Raw genomic sequence first — 14,656 nt, 5'->3', positions numbered from 1 at the left:
GGGAGGCCATGGCCCGGCCCGGGCCCCGTCAGCCGTTGACGTCCAGAGCTGTTCCGTACAGCCGGTCCACCTTCAGCCGGATGACCACCCGGCGCTCGGCCACCAGCTGTTCCAGGAGCGCCGCCTCGTCCCCGGGCCGCGCGTCCGAGGGGATCATGGCGAGCAGTTCCCGCCCGACCGCGTCGCCCGGAACGGCCGTGACCTCGGAAACCTCGGCCGTACCCTCCGCCACCGCGAACGACCACACGTCCCCGCCCGGCACGTGCAGCGCCGCGTGCGGGTCGCGGCGCAGGTGCCCGACCTTGACCCGGTCGGCGGTCGACGAGAACCGCGCGATGCGGGCCTCCGCGTCCCAGCTGTACAGCATGGTCGTCAGATGGGGGTGGCCGCTGCGCTTGACGGTGGCGAGCGTGCCGAACTGCTGCGCCTCCAGGAGGGCGGACAAGGAGGCGTCGGACAGCGCGCGCGGCGCGGGACGTTGAGTCATGCTCTGCTGAACGCCCTATCCGCGTAAGGGATTCCCGGGCCCGGGGCCGCCCTTACGGCTGGCGGGACAGCGACGCCCGAAACGCGTTCCACGCGGTGGGGGTGAGTACGAGGACGGGCCCGGCGGCCCGCTTCGAGTCGCGTACGGCGACGGCACCGGGCACGTTGCGGGCCACCTCGACACAGTCCTTCTCCAGCGTGCTGTAGCTGGACTTGACGAACTGAAACACCTTCACTCACTCATTCCTTTGCCGATGCTCTGCATGAGCTGAACCGAGTCGTAGGGCGCCAAGGCCGAACGCGACAGGCTGTTGAACATGTCGACAAACGCCACGCTACGTTCCGCGTCCTCGATCCAGATCTCCGAGCGCGGCGTATCCATGTGGACGACGTCCAGTGCCTCATCCTCGCCGAAGGACAGAATGTTGAACGGTCCTCCGATGCCACTGTGCCCTCCCGCACGGAACGGAAGCACCTGAAGGTGCACGTTCGGCAGTTCGGCCAGATCACACAGATGATTGAGCTGGCGCCTCATGACTTCCGCCCCACCGACCAGTTGTCGCAGGGCAGCTTCCCAGATCACCGCGTGCATGACCAACGGGCGCTCACCGTGCAACCGCTGCTGACGTCTGGCCCGGGTCGACACCACGGCTTCGATCTGGTCCAAGTCTTCCCACATGGAGTCGGCGACGCCCATCGCCCGGATGTACTCAGGCGTTTGGAACAGTCCGGGAATCAGTGCGAGTTGCCACTGCCGGTTACGAATCGCCGCATCCTCCATGGCGATGTACGACGCCGCACCCGGCACCAAGCCGTCGTCCCACCATCCCTTGACCTTCCGCCGCTCGCGGTCCGTCTTGGCCAGCTCCAGGAGCTGCGCGGTAAGTCGCGACTCCTCAACGCCGTAGAAGGCGCACAGCGCCCGGATGTCCGGATCGCGCATGGGAACCCACCCGCTCTCCATCTTCACCACCTTGGTCTGGGTGGCGCTCAAGACCTCCGCCGCTTCGCGCTGTGTCTTGCCGGCCGCCACCCGCAGACGCTGCAACTCGCCGCCGAGGCGTCGACCGAGAACCGTCGACACCCGGTTACCTGTCGCCCTCTTGCCAGATGCCTGCATATCGACCTCCCGGTGAACGGGACCAGTGTCGCAGCTAGTTGGGACTGTATCCGCATGCGCCACCCGTACGGGGAATATATGTCCCGAGCCCTTGTATCCCCGGCACCGGTACCGCTACGTTCAGCGTCGAGCCGGTTACGTAACGGCACCGCGCAGCGGAAGCGCACCGCCCTGCCCGCACGGGCACACCGCGGCAATGCCACCGCCCCACCCGGAGAGGCCCCCCATGACCGCAGCCCAAGCGCTCCCCGAGGACAGCTCGCCGCTCCACGAGGACTGCCTCGACTACACCCCCACCGCCCGCAGCGTCACCCTCGCCCGGCGACGCGCCGCGCGGCTCGTCACCGCCTGGGGGCACCCCCACCGCGCCGGCGAAGTAGCGCTCCTCGTATCCGAGTTGGCGACCAACGCGCTCATCCACGGCAGCCTGCGCGGCCGGCTCTTCCGGGTCCATCTCACCGTCACCGGCGGAGCCATCCGTATCGAGGTCAGCGACCCGCGAGGGGAACGGCTGCCGGGGCTCCGCGAGGCGGGCCGGGACGAGTGCTACGGGCGCGGGCTCGCCCTCGTGGACGCGGTCGCCGACCGGTGGGGCGTCGAGCCGCGCACCGTCGGCAAGACCGTGTTCGCCGAACTCGCGCTACGGCAGCCGGAGACACCGAGGGGTCCGCACCGGCTCGACGCGAGCCCCGCTCAGGGGGCCGACCGGACCACCACCACCCGCCGGCCACGCGTATGACCGGCCTGGCTGTCGATGTGCGCCTGGGCGGCCTCGGCGAGGGTGTACGTCTTCTCGACGGGGATGCGCAGCCGCCCTCGCGCGATGAGGTCCACGGCCTCGGCGAGCGCGTCCGGCACGCTCCCGGCCACTCCGGAGAACCGGACACCGTGCTCCGGCGCGCCGAGGTCGGCGATGGTCACGACCTTGCGCGCGTCCCCGGTCAGCTCGACGAGGTCGGGGATCACGCCCGAACCGGCCAGATCGAGGGCCGCGTCGACCCGGCCGAGCCCCCGCACCCGCCCGGCCCAGCCCTCCCCGTACGTCGTGGCGAGCGCACCCAGACCGCGCAGGTAGTCCTGGTTCGCGGCCCCGGCCGTGCCGATCACCGTGATGCCGCGCTCGCGGGCGATCTGGAGCACCGCCGACCCGACGCCCCCGGACGCCCCGCTCACCAGCAGCGTCTCGCCCGGTCGTACGCCGACCTCGTCGATGACGCGCAGGGCGGTCTCCACCACGGAGGGATACCCGGCCGCCTCCTCGAACGTCAGCCCCTCGGGCATCCGGGCCCAGGCCGACAGCACGGCGAACTCCGCGTAGGTGTCGGCGCCTTCGCCGAACACGCGGTCGCCGGTCTCCACGCCCTCGACGCCCTCACCCACCTCGTCCACGATCCCGGCGGCGTCCAGCCCGACGCCGGAGGGCAGCACGGTCGGATGGGCACCCAGGACCTGGCCCTCGCGGACCCTCCAGTCGACGGGGTTCACCCCTGCCGCCCGCACGGCGATCCGTATCCGGCCGGGACCCGCATGGGGCTCCTCGGCGTCGATGAGGCGCAGGACATCGGGGCCGCCGAACTCGGCGAAGCTCACTTTCTTCATGCCGGGGACCGTAACACTAACGGTTAGGGTATCGAAACGGTTAGCTTTTCGAGGCTGTTACGGATACGTACCTGCTAGCGTGAGCGCATGACCGTGCAGTCCGGGCGCCGCGAGCGCAAGAAGGCCGCGACCCGCCAGAAGATCGCCGACACCGCGCTGCGGCTCTTCCTGGAACGCGGATACGAGGCGGTGGGCATCCGGGAGATCGCCGCCGAGGCGGACGTGGCCGTCACCACGCTCTTCTCCCACTTCGCCTCGAAAGAGGCGCTCGTGTTCGAACAGGACGCCGACTTCGAGCACCGGCTCGCGCAGGCGGTCACCGGCCGCGCACCGGACGAACCGCTCATGCCCGCGCTGCGCCGCGAGATGCACGCGATGGTCCGGCACTGCACGGCGGACGGCGCCGCCCCCGTCTGGCGCATGATCGACGGATCGACCTCCCTGCGGGAGTACGAGGAGTCGATGAGGCTGCGGCACGCGAAGTCACTGGCGGCGGCCATCGCCGCCGACCCCGGGCTGTCCCGGACCGCGACGGCCTGCCGGACTATCGCCGGGTTCGTGGTCGACGCGCACGCGCTGGCCCGCGAGGCGGCCGACCCGGAGGCCGCGGTGGACGAGATCTTCGGGATGATCGAGGCCGCCTGGGAGTCCACGGCCACCTGAGGAACCCGGCCGGCACACGAACGTGGGGGCCCCGCATCGAGCGGGACCCCCACGGGCACGGAACGTACGGCTCAGCCGCCCTGGCCCGCGCTGCCGATCGGGCCGACCCTCACCGGCTCGCCGGAACCGTCCGTGACGGGCAGCGAGGGCTTGCCCGGCCAGGCGAGGGTGACCGACTTCGTCTCGTTGGGCGGGGTCACCACCAGCCCGGTGATGCGGACGCCGGTGCCGCCCGTCTCGTTGAGCGGGTAGGTGACGGAGAAGCCGATCGACTTCCCGGACTTGAGGACGTACGGGTCTCCGGGCTCCCCCTTGCGCTCGGCGGACAGCGTGCCCGAGTCGGTCTTGAGGTCGACGCCCGCGAATCCCGCGATCACGCAGTCCTGTCCGCCGCTGTTCTTCATCTCCACCGCGACGGTCCCCTGCGGGTCGCCGTCGATGAAGTTGTCGATGGCGGTGATCTTCAGCCCGTCGGTGCGGCACTTGGCGGCCTTGCCGCTCTCGCCGGACCCGGCCCCGGCAGAGGTGTCCTTCCCGCCGGGACTCGCCTCGGGGGAGGCCGGGTCCGAGCCGTCGGAGCCCGAATCGCCGCTGGACGGGGACGCGGTCGTCACGGACGACGGGTCGGTCTGCGCCGCGGCGTCGTCGTCGTTCTGGCAGGCCGTGAGCGAGAGGCCCGCGGCGACGACCAGGGCGGCAAAGGTGATCTTGTGGGCGCGCATGGTTTCGTCCTCGGTATCCGTTGAGCGAACGCTTCCGATCAGCAAGAACCGTCCGGGACGGGGGTGCGTTGCGCCCAACCGGTGGCTAATACACCCTTGTTACACAGCCGGAGGAGGACCGTGTCGTCCCGCCCGGCGTGGGCTGCCACGAACATGACGAGGGGCCCGCGCGAACCTCGCGCGGGCCCCTCGTACACCCGGCTACGCCCAGGTGATCAGCCGCTTCGGCTGCTCCAGGATCGCGGCGATGTCCGCCAGGAACTTGGAGCCCAGCTCGCCGTCGATCAGACGGTGGTCGAACGACAGGGCCAGCGTGGTCACCTGACGGGGCTTCACCTTGCCCTTGTGGACCCACGGCTGGAGCTTGATCGCGCCGACCGCGAGGATCGCGGACTCGCCCGGGTTGAGGATCGGCGTACCGGTGTCGACGCCGAAGACGCCCACGTTGGTGATGGTCACCGTGCCGCCCGCCATCGCGGCCGGGGACGTCCTGCCGTCCCGGGCCGTGGCGACCAGCTCGCCCAGGGACCCGGCCAGCTGCGGCAGCGTCTGGTCGTGGGCGTCCTTGATGTTCGGGACGATCAGGCCGCGCGGAGTGGCGGCGGCGATGCCCAGGTTCACGTAGTGCTTCTGGACGATCTCCTGGTTCGCCTCGTCCCAGACCGCGTTGACCCCGGGATTCCGCTTGATCGCGACCAGGAGGGCCTTGGCGATGACGAGGAGCGGGTTGACCCGCACCCCCGCCATGTCCTTGTCCTCCTTCAGCTCCGCGACGAGCTTCATCGTGCGCGTCACGTCGACGGTCACGAACTCGGTGACGTGCGGGGCGGTGAACGCGCTGCCCACCATCGCCTGGGCGATGGCCTTGCGCACGCCCTTGACCGGGATACGCGTCTCGCGGGCGCCGGCCGGGACGGGAGCGGGGGCCTGTACGGGGGCCGGGGCCTCGACGGACGGCTCGGGCACCGAAGGCACCGCAGGTGTCTCCGGCGTCGCCGCCGCGTGCACGTCCTCGCGCGTGATCACACCGCCCACGCCGGTCGGGGTGACCGTCGCCAGGTCGATGCCCAGGTCCTTCGCGAGCTTGCGGACCGGCGGCTTGGCCAGCGGACGGGCCTCCGGAACCGCTGCCGTGCCCTGGCCGTTCAGCTCGGCCTGGACCGCAGCGGGGGCGGCCGCCGGGGGCGCGGTCTCGGCGCCCTTGCGGGCCCGGCGCTTCGTGGAGGACTCGGCCACCCCGTAGCCCACCAGCACGGGCTGGCGGCCCTTGGGCGCCTCGGCCTCGGGGGCCGGAGCGGGGGCCTCGGGCTCCGCGGCGGCGGGGCCCGACCCCGGCGCCACGTCCACCGCGATGATCACCTGGCCCACGTCGACCGTGGTGCCCTCGGGGAAGCGCAGTTCGTGGACGACGCCGTCGAACGGGATCGGCAGCTCGACGGCGGCCTTCGCGGTCTCGACCTCGCAGACGACCTGGCCGTCGGTGACGGTGTCGCCGGGCTGGACGTACCACTTGAGGATCTCGGCCTCGGTCAGTCCCTCGCCCACGTCGGGCATCTTGAACTCACGGAAGCGAGCAGCGTTGGAAGTGTCGGTCATCGTGGTCACGCTCCTCTCTCCTCAGTACGCCAGCGAGCGGTCGACGGCGTCGAGCACCCGGTCCAGGCCCGGCAGGTACTCCTCCTCCAGCCGCGCCGGCGGGTACGGGGCGTGGTAGCCGCCGACCCGAAGCACGGGCGCCTCCAGGTGGTAGAAGCACCGCTCCGTGATGCGAGCGGCGATCTCGGCCCCGGAGCCGTAGAAGACGGGCGCCTCGTGGACGACGACCAGGCGGCGGGTCTTCTCGACGGACGCCTGGATGGTGTCGAAGTCGATGGGGGACATCGAGCGCAGGTCCACGACCTCGACCGACTTGCCCTCCTCCTGGGCGGCCGCGGCGGCCTCCAGGCAGACCTTCACCATCGGGCCGTACGCGGCGAGCGTGAGGTCCGTGCCCGTGCGGGCGACGGCGGCCGCGTGCAGCGCGCCGGGGATGGACTCGGTGTCGACCTCGCCCTTGTCCCAGTAGCGCCGCTTCGGCTCGAAGAAGATGACCGGGTCGTCGCTCTGGACGGCCTGCTGCATCATCCAGTACGCGTCGGACGCGTTGGAGGGGGAGACCACCTTCAGGCCCGCGACGTGCGCGAACAGCGCCTCGGGCGACTCGCTGTGGTGCTCGACGGCACCGATGCCACCGCCGTACGGGATGCGCACGACGACGGGGAGCTTGATCTTGCCGAGCGCGCGGGCGTGCATCTTCGCGAGCTGCGTGACGATCTGGTCGTACGCGGGGAAGACGAAGCCGTCGAACTGGATCTCGACGACAGGCCGGTAGCCGCGCAGGGCCAGGCCGATCGCCGTACCGACGATGCCGGACTCGGCGAGCGGGGTGTCGATGACGCGGTCCTCGCCGAAGTCCTTCTGGAGGCCGTCGGTGATCCGGAAGACGCCGCCGAGCTTGCCGACGTCCTCACCCATGATGAGGACCTTGGGGTCGGTGTCGAGGGCCTTGCGCAGCGACTCGTTGAGCGCCTTGGCGAGGGACATCTTTTCCACGGCCATGGTTACTTGCCCTCCTCGGCGAACGATGCCTGGTAGGCGGCGAACTCGGCGCGCTCCTCGTCGACGAGCGGGTTCCCGTCGGCGTAGGCGTGGTCGAAGATCGCCATCCGGTCCGGATCGGGCATCGCCCGTACGGCCTCGCGGACGCGCTTGCCGAGGGTCTCGCTCTCCTCGTCGAGGGCGGTGAAGAACGCCTCGTCGGCCGCGCCCTCCCTCTCCAGGTACGTGCGCAGGCGCAGGATCGGGTCCTTGGCCTCCCAGGACGCGCGCTCCTCGTCGGCCCGGTACTTCGTCGGGTCGTCGGATGTGGTGTGCGCGCCCATGCGGTACGTGAACGCCTCGACCAGGGTCGGGCCCTCGCCGCGCCGGGCCCGCTCCAGGGCGGAACGGGTGACGGCCAGGCAGGCCAGGACGTCGTTGCCGTCGACCCGGACGCCGGGGAAGCCGAAGCCCTGGGCGCGCTGGTAGAGCGGCACCCGGGTCTGCTTCTCGGTGGGCTCGGAGATCGCCCACTGGTTGTTCTGGCAGAAGAAGACGACCGGGGCGTTGTAGACGGCGGAGAAGGTGAACGCCTCCGCGACGTCGCCCTGGCTGGAGGCGCCGTCCCCGAAGTACGCGATCACGGCCGAGTCCGCGCCGTCCTTGGCCACGCCCATGGCGTAACCCGTGGCGTGCAGGGTCTGCGAGCCGATGACGATCGTGTACAGGTGGAAATTGTTGGTGTTCGGGTCCCAGCCGCCGTGGTTCACACCGCGGAACATCCCGAGCAGGTTGGTCGGGTCGACGCCCCGGCACCAGGCCACACCGTGCTCACGGTAGGTCGGGAAGACGTAGTCGTCGTCGCGCAGGGCCCGTCCCGAGCCGATCTGCGCGGCCTCCTGGCCCAGCAGCGAGGCCCACAGGCCCAGCTCGCCCTGGCGCTGGAGGGCGGTGGCCTCGGCGTCGAAGCGGCGGGTGAGGACCATGTCCCGGTACAGGGCGCGCAGCTCTTCCGCGCTCAGGTCGATCGAGTAGTCCGGGTGCTCGACCCGCTCGCCCTCGGGCGTCAGCAGCTGTACGAGCTCGGGCGTGGAACCCTCCGGCGTCTTCGCGGGCGTTTTCGCGGCGCTGGTCCGCTTGCTGCTGCGTCGCGGTTTACGCGCGGCAGCAGTGCTCTCCACGGTCACGTGCGTGCTCCTCCGTCGGTCCGGCCCCCGGGGTCTGCCGGGAGACCAGTGCGGCTCGCCTGTGTCCGTACCCGTGCACGGGGTGGGTGCCGCTCGGTCCGGGAAACAGGCGTGACAGGTGCCCCGGCGAGCGCCCTGTCCAAGGCACGTTACCCAGTGGGTCCCGTAACTGCGAAACCCTTCCTGACCTGCGATTTTGCTTGGATATCCAAGTAAATCGAGGAATTCGGGGAGTCTCGCTGGTCACAGCACTGATCACAGCCTCGCAGGCCGCCGGAACAACGGCACGTTATCCCGCCCGACAGCGGCAGGGAAGAGGTGAGTGTGTGAGACTGCGATTGTGCGCGAAGAAGGAAAAATCACCGTATTTCTGCTCGACGACCACGAAGTCGTCCGGCGCGGCGTCCATGAGTTGCTGGCGATGGAGGACGACATCGAGGTGGTCGGCGAGGCCGGCACGGCGGCGGACGCGCTGGTGCGGATTCCGGCGGTACGCCCCGACGTGGCGGTGCTCGACGTGCGGCTGCCGGACGGCAGCGGGGTCGAGGTCTGCCGCGAGATCCGGTCCCAGGACGGCTCCATCCACTGCCTGATGCTGACCTCGTACGCCGACGACGAGGCGCTGTTCGACGCGATCATGGCGGGCGCCGCGGGCTACGTGCTCAAGGCGATCCGGGGCAACGAACTGCTGACGGCCGTACGGGACGTGGCAGCCGGCAAGTCGCTGCTGGACCCGGTCGCCACCGCGCGCGTGATGGAGCGGCTCCGCGACGGCAAGACGGCCCGGGGCGACGAGAAGCTCGCGAGCCTCACGGACCAGGAGCGCAAGATCCTCGACCTGATCGGCGAGGGCCTGACCAACCGGGTGATCGGCGAACGGCTGCACCTCGCCGAGAAGACGATCAAGAACTACGTGTCCAGCCTGCTCTCCAAGCTCGGCATGGAGCGCCGCTCGCAGGCCGCCGCGTACGTGGCACGACTCCAGGCGGAGAAGCGCTGAGAGGGAGCCGGGAGGGACTTTGGTCCCGGCGAAACGGGGGCCCCGGCCTCTTATCCGGCCCTCACACGGTGGCCGACAGTGGAGGACATGTCCCACGAGGAACTCCACGCGATCGACCTGCTCGGCCGGGTCCCCTACGGCCGGCTGGCGACCAGCATGCGGGCCCTCCCGATGCTGACGGTGGCCCGGCACATCGTCATCGACGGCCGCGTCGTGCTGCGCATGCACAGCGGTCTCGGCCACCACGGCGCCTGCGACGGCGCGGTCGTGGCCTACGGCGCGGACAACTTCAACACGGCCCCCGCCGGCACCGAGGACCTGTGGTCCGTGCAGTTCACCGGGCCCGCCCGGATCGTCGAGCCGACCCCCGCCCAGCGCGAGCGCTTCGGTCCCGCGCCCGTCGAGGTCAACGGAGAACCGTTCGCCCCGTCGTACCTCTGGCTCGAACCCCACTTCGTCACGGTGCACACTCTGGACTTCCACGCAACTCAGCAAATCCGCAACGCAGCGTGATCTAACATCTGAAGCGTGTCGCGCTCATCTGTCGCCTCCCCGCCGGTCCCGCCGGTCGGCGAGGTGCTTCGCCGTTACCCGGACGCCGGTGAGCCGCTCACCTGCACCCCGCTCTCCCAGGGCCTGCTCAACCACGGTTACCGGGTGTCCACCACACGGGGTTCGTACTTCCTCAAGCACCACTCGGACGACGCCACCCGCGACCGCGCCACCATCGTCCGCCAGCACCGCGCGACCCGGCGCCTCCAGTCACTCGGAGTGCCCGTAGCCCCGCCGCTGGGGGCCCGTGACGGCGAGACCGTCACCGAGATCGCCGGCCGCCGCTACGCCCTCCACCCCTGGGTCGAGGGCCTGCACCGGGGCGGCGCCCAGCTCACCCTCGCCCAGTCCATGCGTCTCGGGACGCTCCTCGGAGCCGTACACACGGGTCTTGAGCAGGTCATGGGAACCGAGCGCGACACGGGGACGGGCGGCGGGCGGCCACCCGGTTACGCGAGTCCGCAGGCGGCCGACACCTTCGCGCTGATCGGCGACCTGCTCGCCGCCGCGCGCGGGCGCGGGAGCCGGGACGCCTTCGACGAACTGGCCGAGCACCGGCTGCGCGAGCGGCGCGTTCTGCTGGAACGGTACGCCGACCGCCGGCCGCCCGATCCGGGCGCGCCCGCCACCGGTTGGGTGCACGGCGACTTCCACCCGCTGAACGTGCTCTACCGGGGCGCCGAACCGGTCGCGATCCTCGACTGGGACCGGCTGGCCGTCCAGCCCCGGGCGGAGGAGGCGGTGCGCGCGGCGGCGATCTTCTTCGTCCAGCCGGCCGGTGCGCTGGACCTGACGAAGGTACGCGCCTACGCCCGGGCCTACCGGCGGGCGGCCGGGGCGGACGCGGCTGAACTGGCGGCGGCGGTGCACCGGGTGTGGTGGGAGCGGCTCAACGACTTCTGGATACTGCGCTGGCGCTACTGCCTGGACGACCGCAGGGCCGACCCGCAGTTCCCCGCGGTGTCGGCCCTGGCGGTCTGGTGGACCCGTGAATACGAGGCGGTGCGCGCGGCGTTCACGGGGTGAGGCGGGCGGCTCAGCCGCCGGTGGCCGCGCCCGGAGCGCCCGCCGTGGTGCCGGTGGACGCGCCTTCGGCGGCACCGCCGGCGGCCCCGTCCGTGCCCTCGGTCGTGCCCTCGGCGGTACCGGTGCTGCCGCCGTCGCTGGTGCCCGTGCTGCCGCCGTCGCTGGTGCCGGTGCTGCCCCCGCTGTCACCGGTCTCGCCGTTGGTCCCCGTACCGCCGTTGCCGGTGCCGTTGCCGCTGTTGCCGCCCGACCCGCTACTGCTGCTGCCGCCGTTGTCGGTGCCGCCGTCGTCCGTGCCGCCCGTGCCCGGGTCGGTCGCGGTGGCGGAGGGGCTCTCGGCCGTCCGGCTCGGCGTCGGCGAGGGCTCCCAGGTGTTGTCCCACTGGCCGCCGCTGCTGTCGCCCGGCTGTTCGCTCTCCTCGGTCTTCTCCGGCGTCGGCGTCGGGGAGTCCTCCGTCGGCGTCGGCGAACTGGAGGTCTCCGTCGGCTGCTTCTCGTGCTTCTTGCCGCTGTCGCCCGCCGCGTTGAGTGCGATGGCCACGCCCGCGCCGATCGCGATCAGGGCGAGCACGACGAACAGCCACAGCTTGCCGCGACCGCCGCCGCCCTGCCGGGTGCTGCCGCCGTCGTAACCCCCGTCGTCCGGGTTCATCGGCGGCAGGATCGGGGCCTGCGAGGTGTCGCCGTGCTGCGGGTAGCCGCCCATGGCGCGCGTGGCGCCGGTCATGCCGCCTGGCGGGGTGCCGGGGCCGTCGGCCAGGACGACCGGGCCGGTGTTCCACGTGCCGGTGTGGCCGCCCTGCACCTGGAGCATCTGAAGGCCGTACTGGACCAGACCGCGCATCTCCTCGGCGCTCTGGAACCGGTCGTCCGGGTCCTTCGCCAGCGAGCGCATGACGAGCCCGTCCAGCTCCGGCGGCACCGCGTCCAGGATCTGCGACGGCGGGACCGGGGTGTCCTGCACGTGCTGGTACACCACGGAGAGCGGCGTCTCGCCCGTGAACGGGGGCCGCAGCGCCAACAGTTCGTACAGCAGGCAGCCGGTGGCGTACAGGTCGGAGCGGTGGTCGACGGCCTTGCCCAGCGCCTGCTCCGGGGAGAGGTACTGCGGCGTGCCCATGACCATGCCGGTCTGCGTCATCGTGGACTGCGCGCCGTGCAGCGCGCGGGCGATGCCGAAGTCCATCACCTTGACCGCACCGGAGTGGGTGATGATCACGTTGGCGGGCTTGATGTCGCGGTGCACGATGCCGTGCTGGTGCGAGTAGGCGAGCGCCTCCAGCACCCCGGAGACGATGATCAGCGCCTGCTCCGGCGGCGGGGCCTCGGCGTTGATCAGCAGGTCGCGGATCGTGCGGCCCTCGACGAGCTCCATCACGATGTACGGGACCGTCTGGCCGTTGACGGTGTCCTCGCCGGAGTCGTAGACCGCCACGACCGCATGGTGGTTGAGCCCGGCGACCGACTGCGCCTCGCGCGTGAAGCGGGCCTTGGAGACCGGGTCCTCGGCGAGGTCGGAGCGCAGCAGCTTCACCGCGACCGTGCGCCCCAGCCGGACGTCCTCCGCCGCGAACACCTCGGCCATGCCGCCCCGGCCGAGGCGGTGGGTCAGCCGGTACCGTCCGTCGCCGACGACCCCGCCGATACCGAAGGATTCGGTGCCATCCGGAACTCCGCCGCCGTTTGCTTCGGGTTCGGGTGCCATCAGTCCTCGCCGTCGTTTCTGTCCGCTCTGTCCGCGCGTCCGCGGGGTCTCACGGTGCCCTGCTGCGTTGCCGGCTGCACTGCCGGCCGCGTTGCCCCGTCACGCTACAGCCTCTGTACGACAGGCCGATCCGGCGCCGGACCGGCCATCCAATCGGCTGGCGCGCCGCCGACGCAAATTCCATGCTGATCCTGTAACGCTTCCGAGACGCTTCCAGCGCGTACGGTCACGGAACGGGCACCCGGCTTGACGTGTCGTACCCCTCGGGCAGACTTGGCCAGTAATACGGATCATCGCGTGAGTGGCACGCCGAGTTCGCGTGAGTCGCGCGCCGAGGGGGAAGCAAGTCATGAGCCAGGACGGCGGACACGGTACGCAGGGTCGCTACGCGGGCGGTTCGGTCGCCGGCGGCCGTTACCAGCTGCGTGACCTGCTCGGCGAAGGCGGGATGGCGTCCGTATATCTGGCGTACGACTCCGCCCTCGACCGGCAGGTCGCGATCAAGACGCTCCACACCGAGCTGGGCCGTGAGCAGTCGTTCCGCGAGCGCTTCCGCCGTGAGGCGCAGGCCGTCGCCAAGCTCCAGCACACCAACATCGTCTCGGTGTTCGACACGGGCGAGGACGAGCTCGGCGGCGCGCTGATGCCGTACATCGTCATGGAGTACGTGGAGGGGCAGCCGCTCGGTTCGGTCCTGGCGGCGGACATCCGCGCCCAAGGCGCGATGCCGGCCGACAAGGCGCTCAAGGTCACCGCGGACGTGCTGGCCGCGCTGGACACCAGCCACGAGATGGGCCTGGTGCACCGCGACATCAAGCCGGGCAACGTCATGGTGACCAAGCGCGGTGTCGTCAAGGTCATGGACTTCGGTATCGCCCGCGCCATGCAGTCCGGCGTCACGTCGATGACGCAGACCGGCATGGTCGTCGGCACCCCGCAGTACCTCTCCCCCGAACAGGCCCTGGGCCGCGGGGTGGACGCGCGCTCCGACCTCTATTCGGTCGGCATCATGCTCTTCCAGCTGCTGACCGGCCGCCTCCCCTTCGACGCGGACTCCCCGCTCGCCATCGCGTACGCGCATGTGCAGGAGGAGCCGGTCGCCCCGTCGACGATCAACCGCTCGCTGACCCCGGCGATGGACGCGCTCGTCGCCCGCGCGCTCAAGAAGAACCCGAACGAGCGCTTCCCGAGCGCCGCGGCCATGCAGGACGAGATCGCGCGCGTGCTCAGCGCCAGTGCTCACACCGGCGCCCCGGTCATCGTCGGAGACGCCGGAGCCCCGGCGAACAGCGGCTCGGGTGTCGGCTCGGCGGTCTTCCCGCCGGTCGACCAGTCCGCGCCCGCCCCGCAGAGCGTCCAGACGCCGTACCAGCCGGGCCCCTACCAGCCGCAGCAGCCCGGCCCGTACGGCCCGGCGACCCCGGCCCCCGCCACGAACCCGTCGTACGGCTACCCGCAGACGGGCGTCCCCGCCTACGCGAACCAGGCGCCCCTCCAGCACCAGACGCCGGCGCCGTACACGATCTCCCCGCAGACGGCGTCGACCCCCGCATCGGGCGGTGGCTCCAAGCGGAACATGCCGGTGATCATCGGCTCGATCGTCGTCGCGCTCGTCGCGATCGGCGGCCTGATCACGGTCATCGCGCTCAACGGCGAGGAGAAGAAGGGCGGCACGGAGGGCAAGGCCAGCGCGTCCCCCGTGTCCGGCGAGCACCGCGATCCGGAACGCAACCGGACGATCGACTCCGAGAAGTGCACGGACGCGTACGAGGACACCGACGACCCGCAGAAGGTCGACGCCCCGAGCTTCATGTACAAGGACATCCTCTCGGTGCGCGCCTGCGCGGACGCCGCGGGCTGGACGATCAAGCAGAAGAAGGTCCCGGGCAACGCGTACGCGGAGGACCAGGTCGTCAACCAGTTCCCGTCGCCCGGGACGGCGGTCCCGAAGACCGGCGCCCACTTCGAGGTGGAGATCGCCACCGGCGACCCGGCGTAGCCCCGCCGATCGGAGCCATC

Annotated in this window: 15 protein-coding genes; 6 read left to right on the top strand and 9 right to left on the bottom strand. The window is 71.1% G+C overall.

Annotation, left to right across the window (positions count from 1 at the left end):
• Window positions 1–28: 28 nt before the first annotated feature.
• From BLW14_RS16225 to BLW14_RS16215, 3 genes are read right to left on the bottom strand one after another with little or no spacing between them, the layout of a single operon-like run.
• Complete coding sequence (locus BLW14_RS16225) at window positions 29–487, bottom strand: TIGR03618 family F420-dependent PPOX class oxidoreductase (RefSeq protein ID WP_093707983.1); 459 nt, start codon at window positions 485–487, stop codon at window positions 29–31.
• 52 nt (window positions 488–539) lie between these two features.
• Window positions 540–722 carry a DUF397 domain-containing protein gene (locus tag BLW14_RS16220; protein WP_093707982.1) on the bottom strand — a complete coding sequence of 61 codons (183 nt, stop codon included), beginning with the start codon at window positions 720–722 and terminating at the stop codon, window positions 540–542.
• Window positions 719–1,570: a helix-turn-helix domain-containing protein gene (locus BLW14_RS16215; protein ID WP_256332803.1), complete on the bottom strand. Its 852-nt coding sequence runs from the start codon at window positions 1,568–1,570 to the stop codon at window positions 719–721. The genes BLW14_RS16220 and BLW14_RS16215 overlap by 4 nt, the downstream gene beginning before the upstream one ends.
• Window positions 1,571–1,832: 262 nt before the next feature.
• Between BLW14_RS16215 and BLW14_RS16210 the strand changes: the two genes are divergently transcribed.
• Window positions 1,833–2,345, top strand: coding sequence for an ATP-binding protein (locus BLW14_RS16210; RefSeq protein WP_093707980.1), 513 nt, complete (start codon window positions 1,833–1,835; stop codon window positions 2,343–2,345).
• On the opposite strand, the gene BLW14_RS16205 is transcribed toward BLW14_RS16210, so the two are convergent.
• The gene (locus tag BLW14_RS16205) at window positions 2,300–3,205 is read right to left on the bottom strand and encodes an NADP-dependent oxidoreductase (protein WP_093707979.1); all 906 of its coding nucleotides are present in this window, start codon (window positions 3,203–3,205) and stop codon (window positions 2,300–2,302) included. The two genes, BLW14_RS16210 and BLW14_RS16205, sit on opposite strands and share 46 nt — an antisense overlap.
• Before the next feature lie 87 nt (window positions 3,206–3,292).
• Between BLW14_RS16205 and BLW14_RS16200 the strand changes: the two genes are divergently transcribed.
• Window positions 3,293–3,868, top strand: a complete 576-nt coding sequence (locus tag BLW14_RS16200; protein ID WP_093707978.1) for a TetR/AcrR family transcriptional regulator — start codon at window positions 3,293–3,295, stop codon at window positions 3,866–3,868.
• Window positions 3,869–3,939: 71 nt separating this feature from the next.
• On the opposite strand, the gene BLW14_RS16195 is transcribed toward BLW14_RS16200, so the two are convergent.
• The 4 genes from BLW14_RS16195 to pdhA all read right to left on the bottom strand — a co-directional run bounded on the left by BLW14_RS16195 (window position 3,940) and on the right by pdhA (window position 8,354).
• Window positions 3,940–4,590, bottom strand: a complete 651-nt coding sequence (locus tag BLW14_RS16195) for a DUF4232 domain-containing protein (RefSeq protein WP_093707977.1) — start codon at window positions 4,588–4,590, stop codon at window positions 3,940–3,942.
• Between the two features lie 201 nt (window positions 4,591–4,791).
• Window positions 4,792–6,195: a dihydrolipoamide acetyltransferase family protein gene (locus tag BLW14_RS16190; protein WP_093707976.1), complete on the bottom strand. Its 1,404-nt coding sequence runs from the start codon at window positions 6,193–6,195 to the stop codon at window positions 4,792–4,794.
• A 12-nt stretch (window positions 6,196–6,207) separates the two neighbouring features.
• Window positions 6,208–7,188, bottom strand: coding sequence for an alpha-ketoacid dehydrogenase subunit beta (locus BLW14_RS16185; RefSeq protein WP_018101959.1), 981 nt, complete (start codon window positions 7,186–7,188; stop codon window positions 6,208–6,210).
• Between the two features lie 2 nt (window positions 7,189–7,190).
• Window positions 7,191–8,354, bottom strand: coding sequence for a pyruvate dehydrogenase (acetyl-transferring) E1 component subunit alpha (pdhA, locus tag BLW14_RS16180; protein WP_093707975.1), 1,164 nt, complete (start codon window positions 8,352–8,354; stop codon window positions 7,191–7,193).
• A 340-nt stretch (window positions 8,355–8,694) separates the two neighbouring features.
• On the opposite strand from pdhA, the gene BLW14_RS16175 reads away from it, so the two are divergent.
• From BLW14_RS16175 to BLW14_RS16165, 3 genes are all read left to right on the top strand, one after another.
• Window positions 8,695–9,354, top strand: coding sequence for a response regulator (locus tag BLW14_RS16175; protein WP_093707974.1), 660 nt, complete (start codon window positions 8,695–8,697; stop codon window positions 9,352–9,354).
• An 87-nt stretch (window positions 9,355–9,441) separates the two neighbouring features.
• On the top strand, window positions 9,442–9,867 hold the full coding sequence (locus BLW14_RS16170) for a pyridoxamine 5'-phosphate oxidase family protein (RefSeq protein ID WP_093710751.1): 426 nt from the start codon (window positions 9,442–9,444) through the stop codon (window positions 9,865–9,867).
• Between the two features lie 63 nt (window positions 9,868–9,930).
• Complete coding sequence (locus tag BLW14_RS16165) at window positions 9,931–10,932, top strand: phosphotransferase (protein ID WP_093710750.1); 1,002 nt, start codon at window positions 9,931–9,933, stop codon at window positions 10,930–10,932.
• A 10-nt stretch (window positions 10,933–10,942) separates the two neighbouring features.
• Here BLW14_RS16165 and BLW14_RS16160 read toward each other — a convergent pair whose 3' ends face one another.
• Window positions 10,943–12,637, bottom strand: a complete 1,695-nt coding sequence (locus BLW14_RS16160) for a protein kinase domain-containing protein (protein ID WP_093707973.1) — start codon at window positions 12,635–12,637, stop codon at window positions 10,943–10,945.
• A gap of 349 nt (window positions 12,638–12,986) precedes the next feature.
• Here BLW14_RS16160 and BLW14_RS16155 point away from each other — a divergent pair, with 349 nt between their 5' ends.
• Window positions 12,987–14,636 (top strand): protein kinase domain-containing protein, encoded by a 1,650-nt coding sequence (locus BLW14_RS16155; protein ID WP_093707972.1) that lies wholly within the window; start codon window positions 12,987–12,989, stop codon window positions 14,634–14,636.
• The last annotated feature ends 20 nt before the right edge of the window (window positions 14,637–14,656 follow it).

Origin of the sequence: Streptomyces sp. 2131.1, from assembly GCF_900105515.1 — a bacterium.
Lineage (GTDB): Bacteria > Actinomycetota > Actinomycetes > Streptomycetales > Streptomycetaceae > Streptomyces > Streptomyces drozdowiczii.
This window is presented reverse-complemented; position numbering and strand designations above follow the sequence as displayed.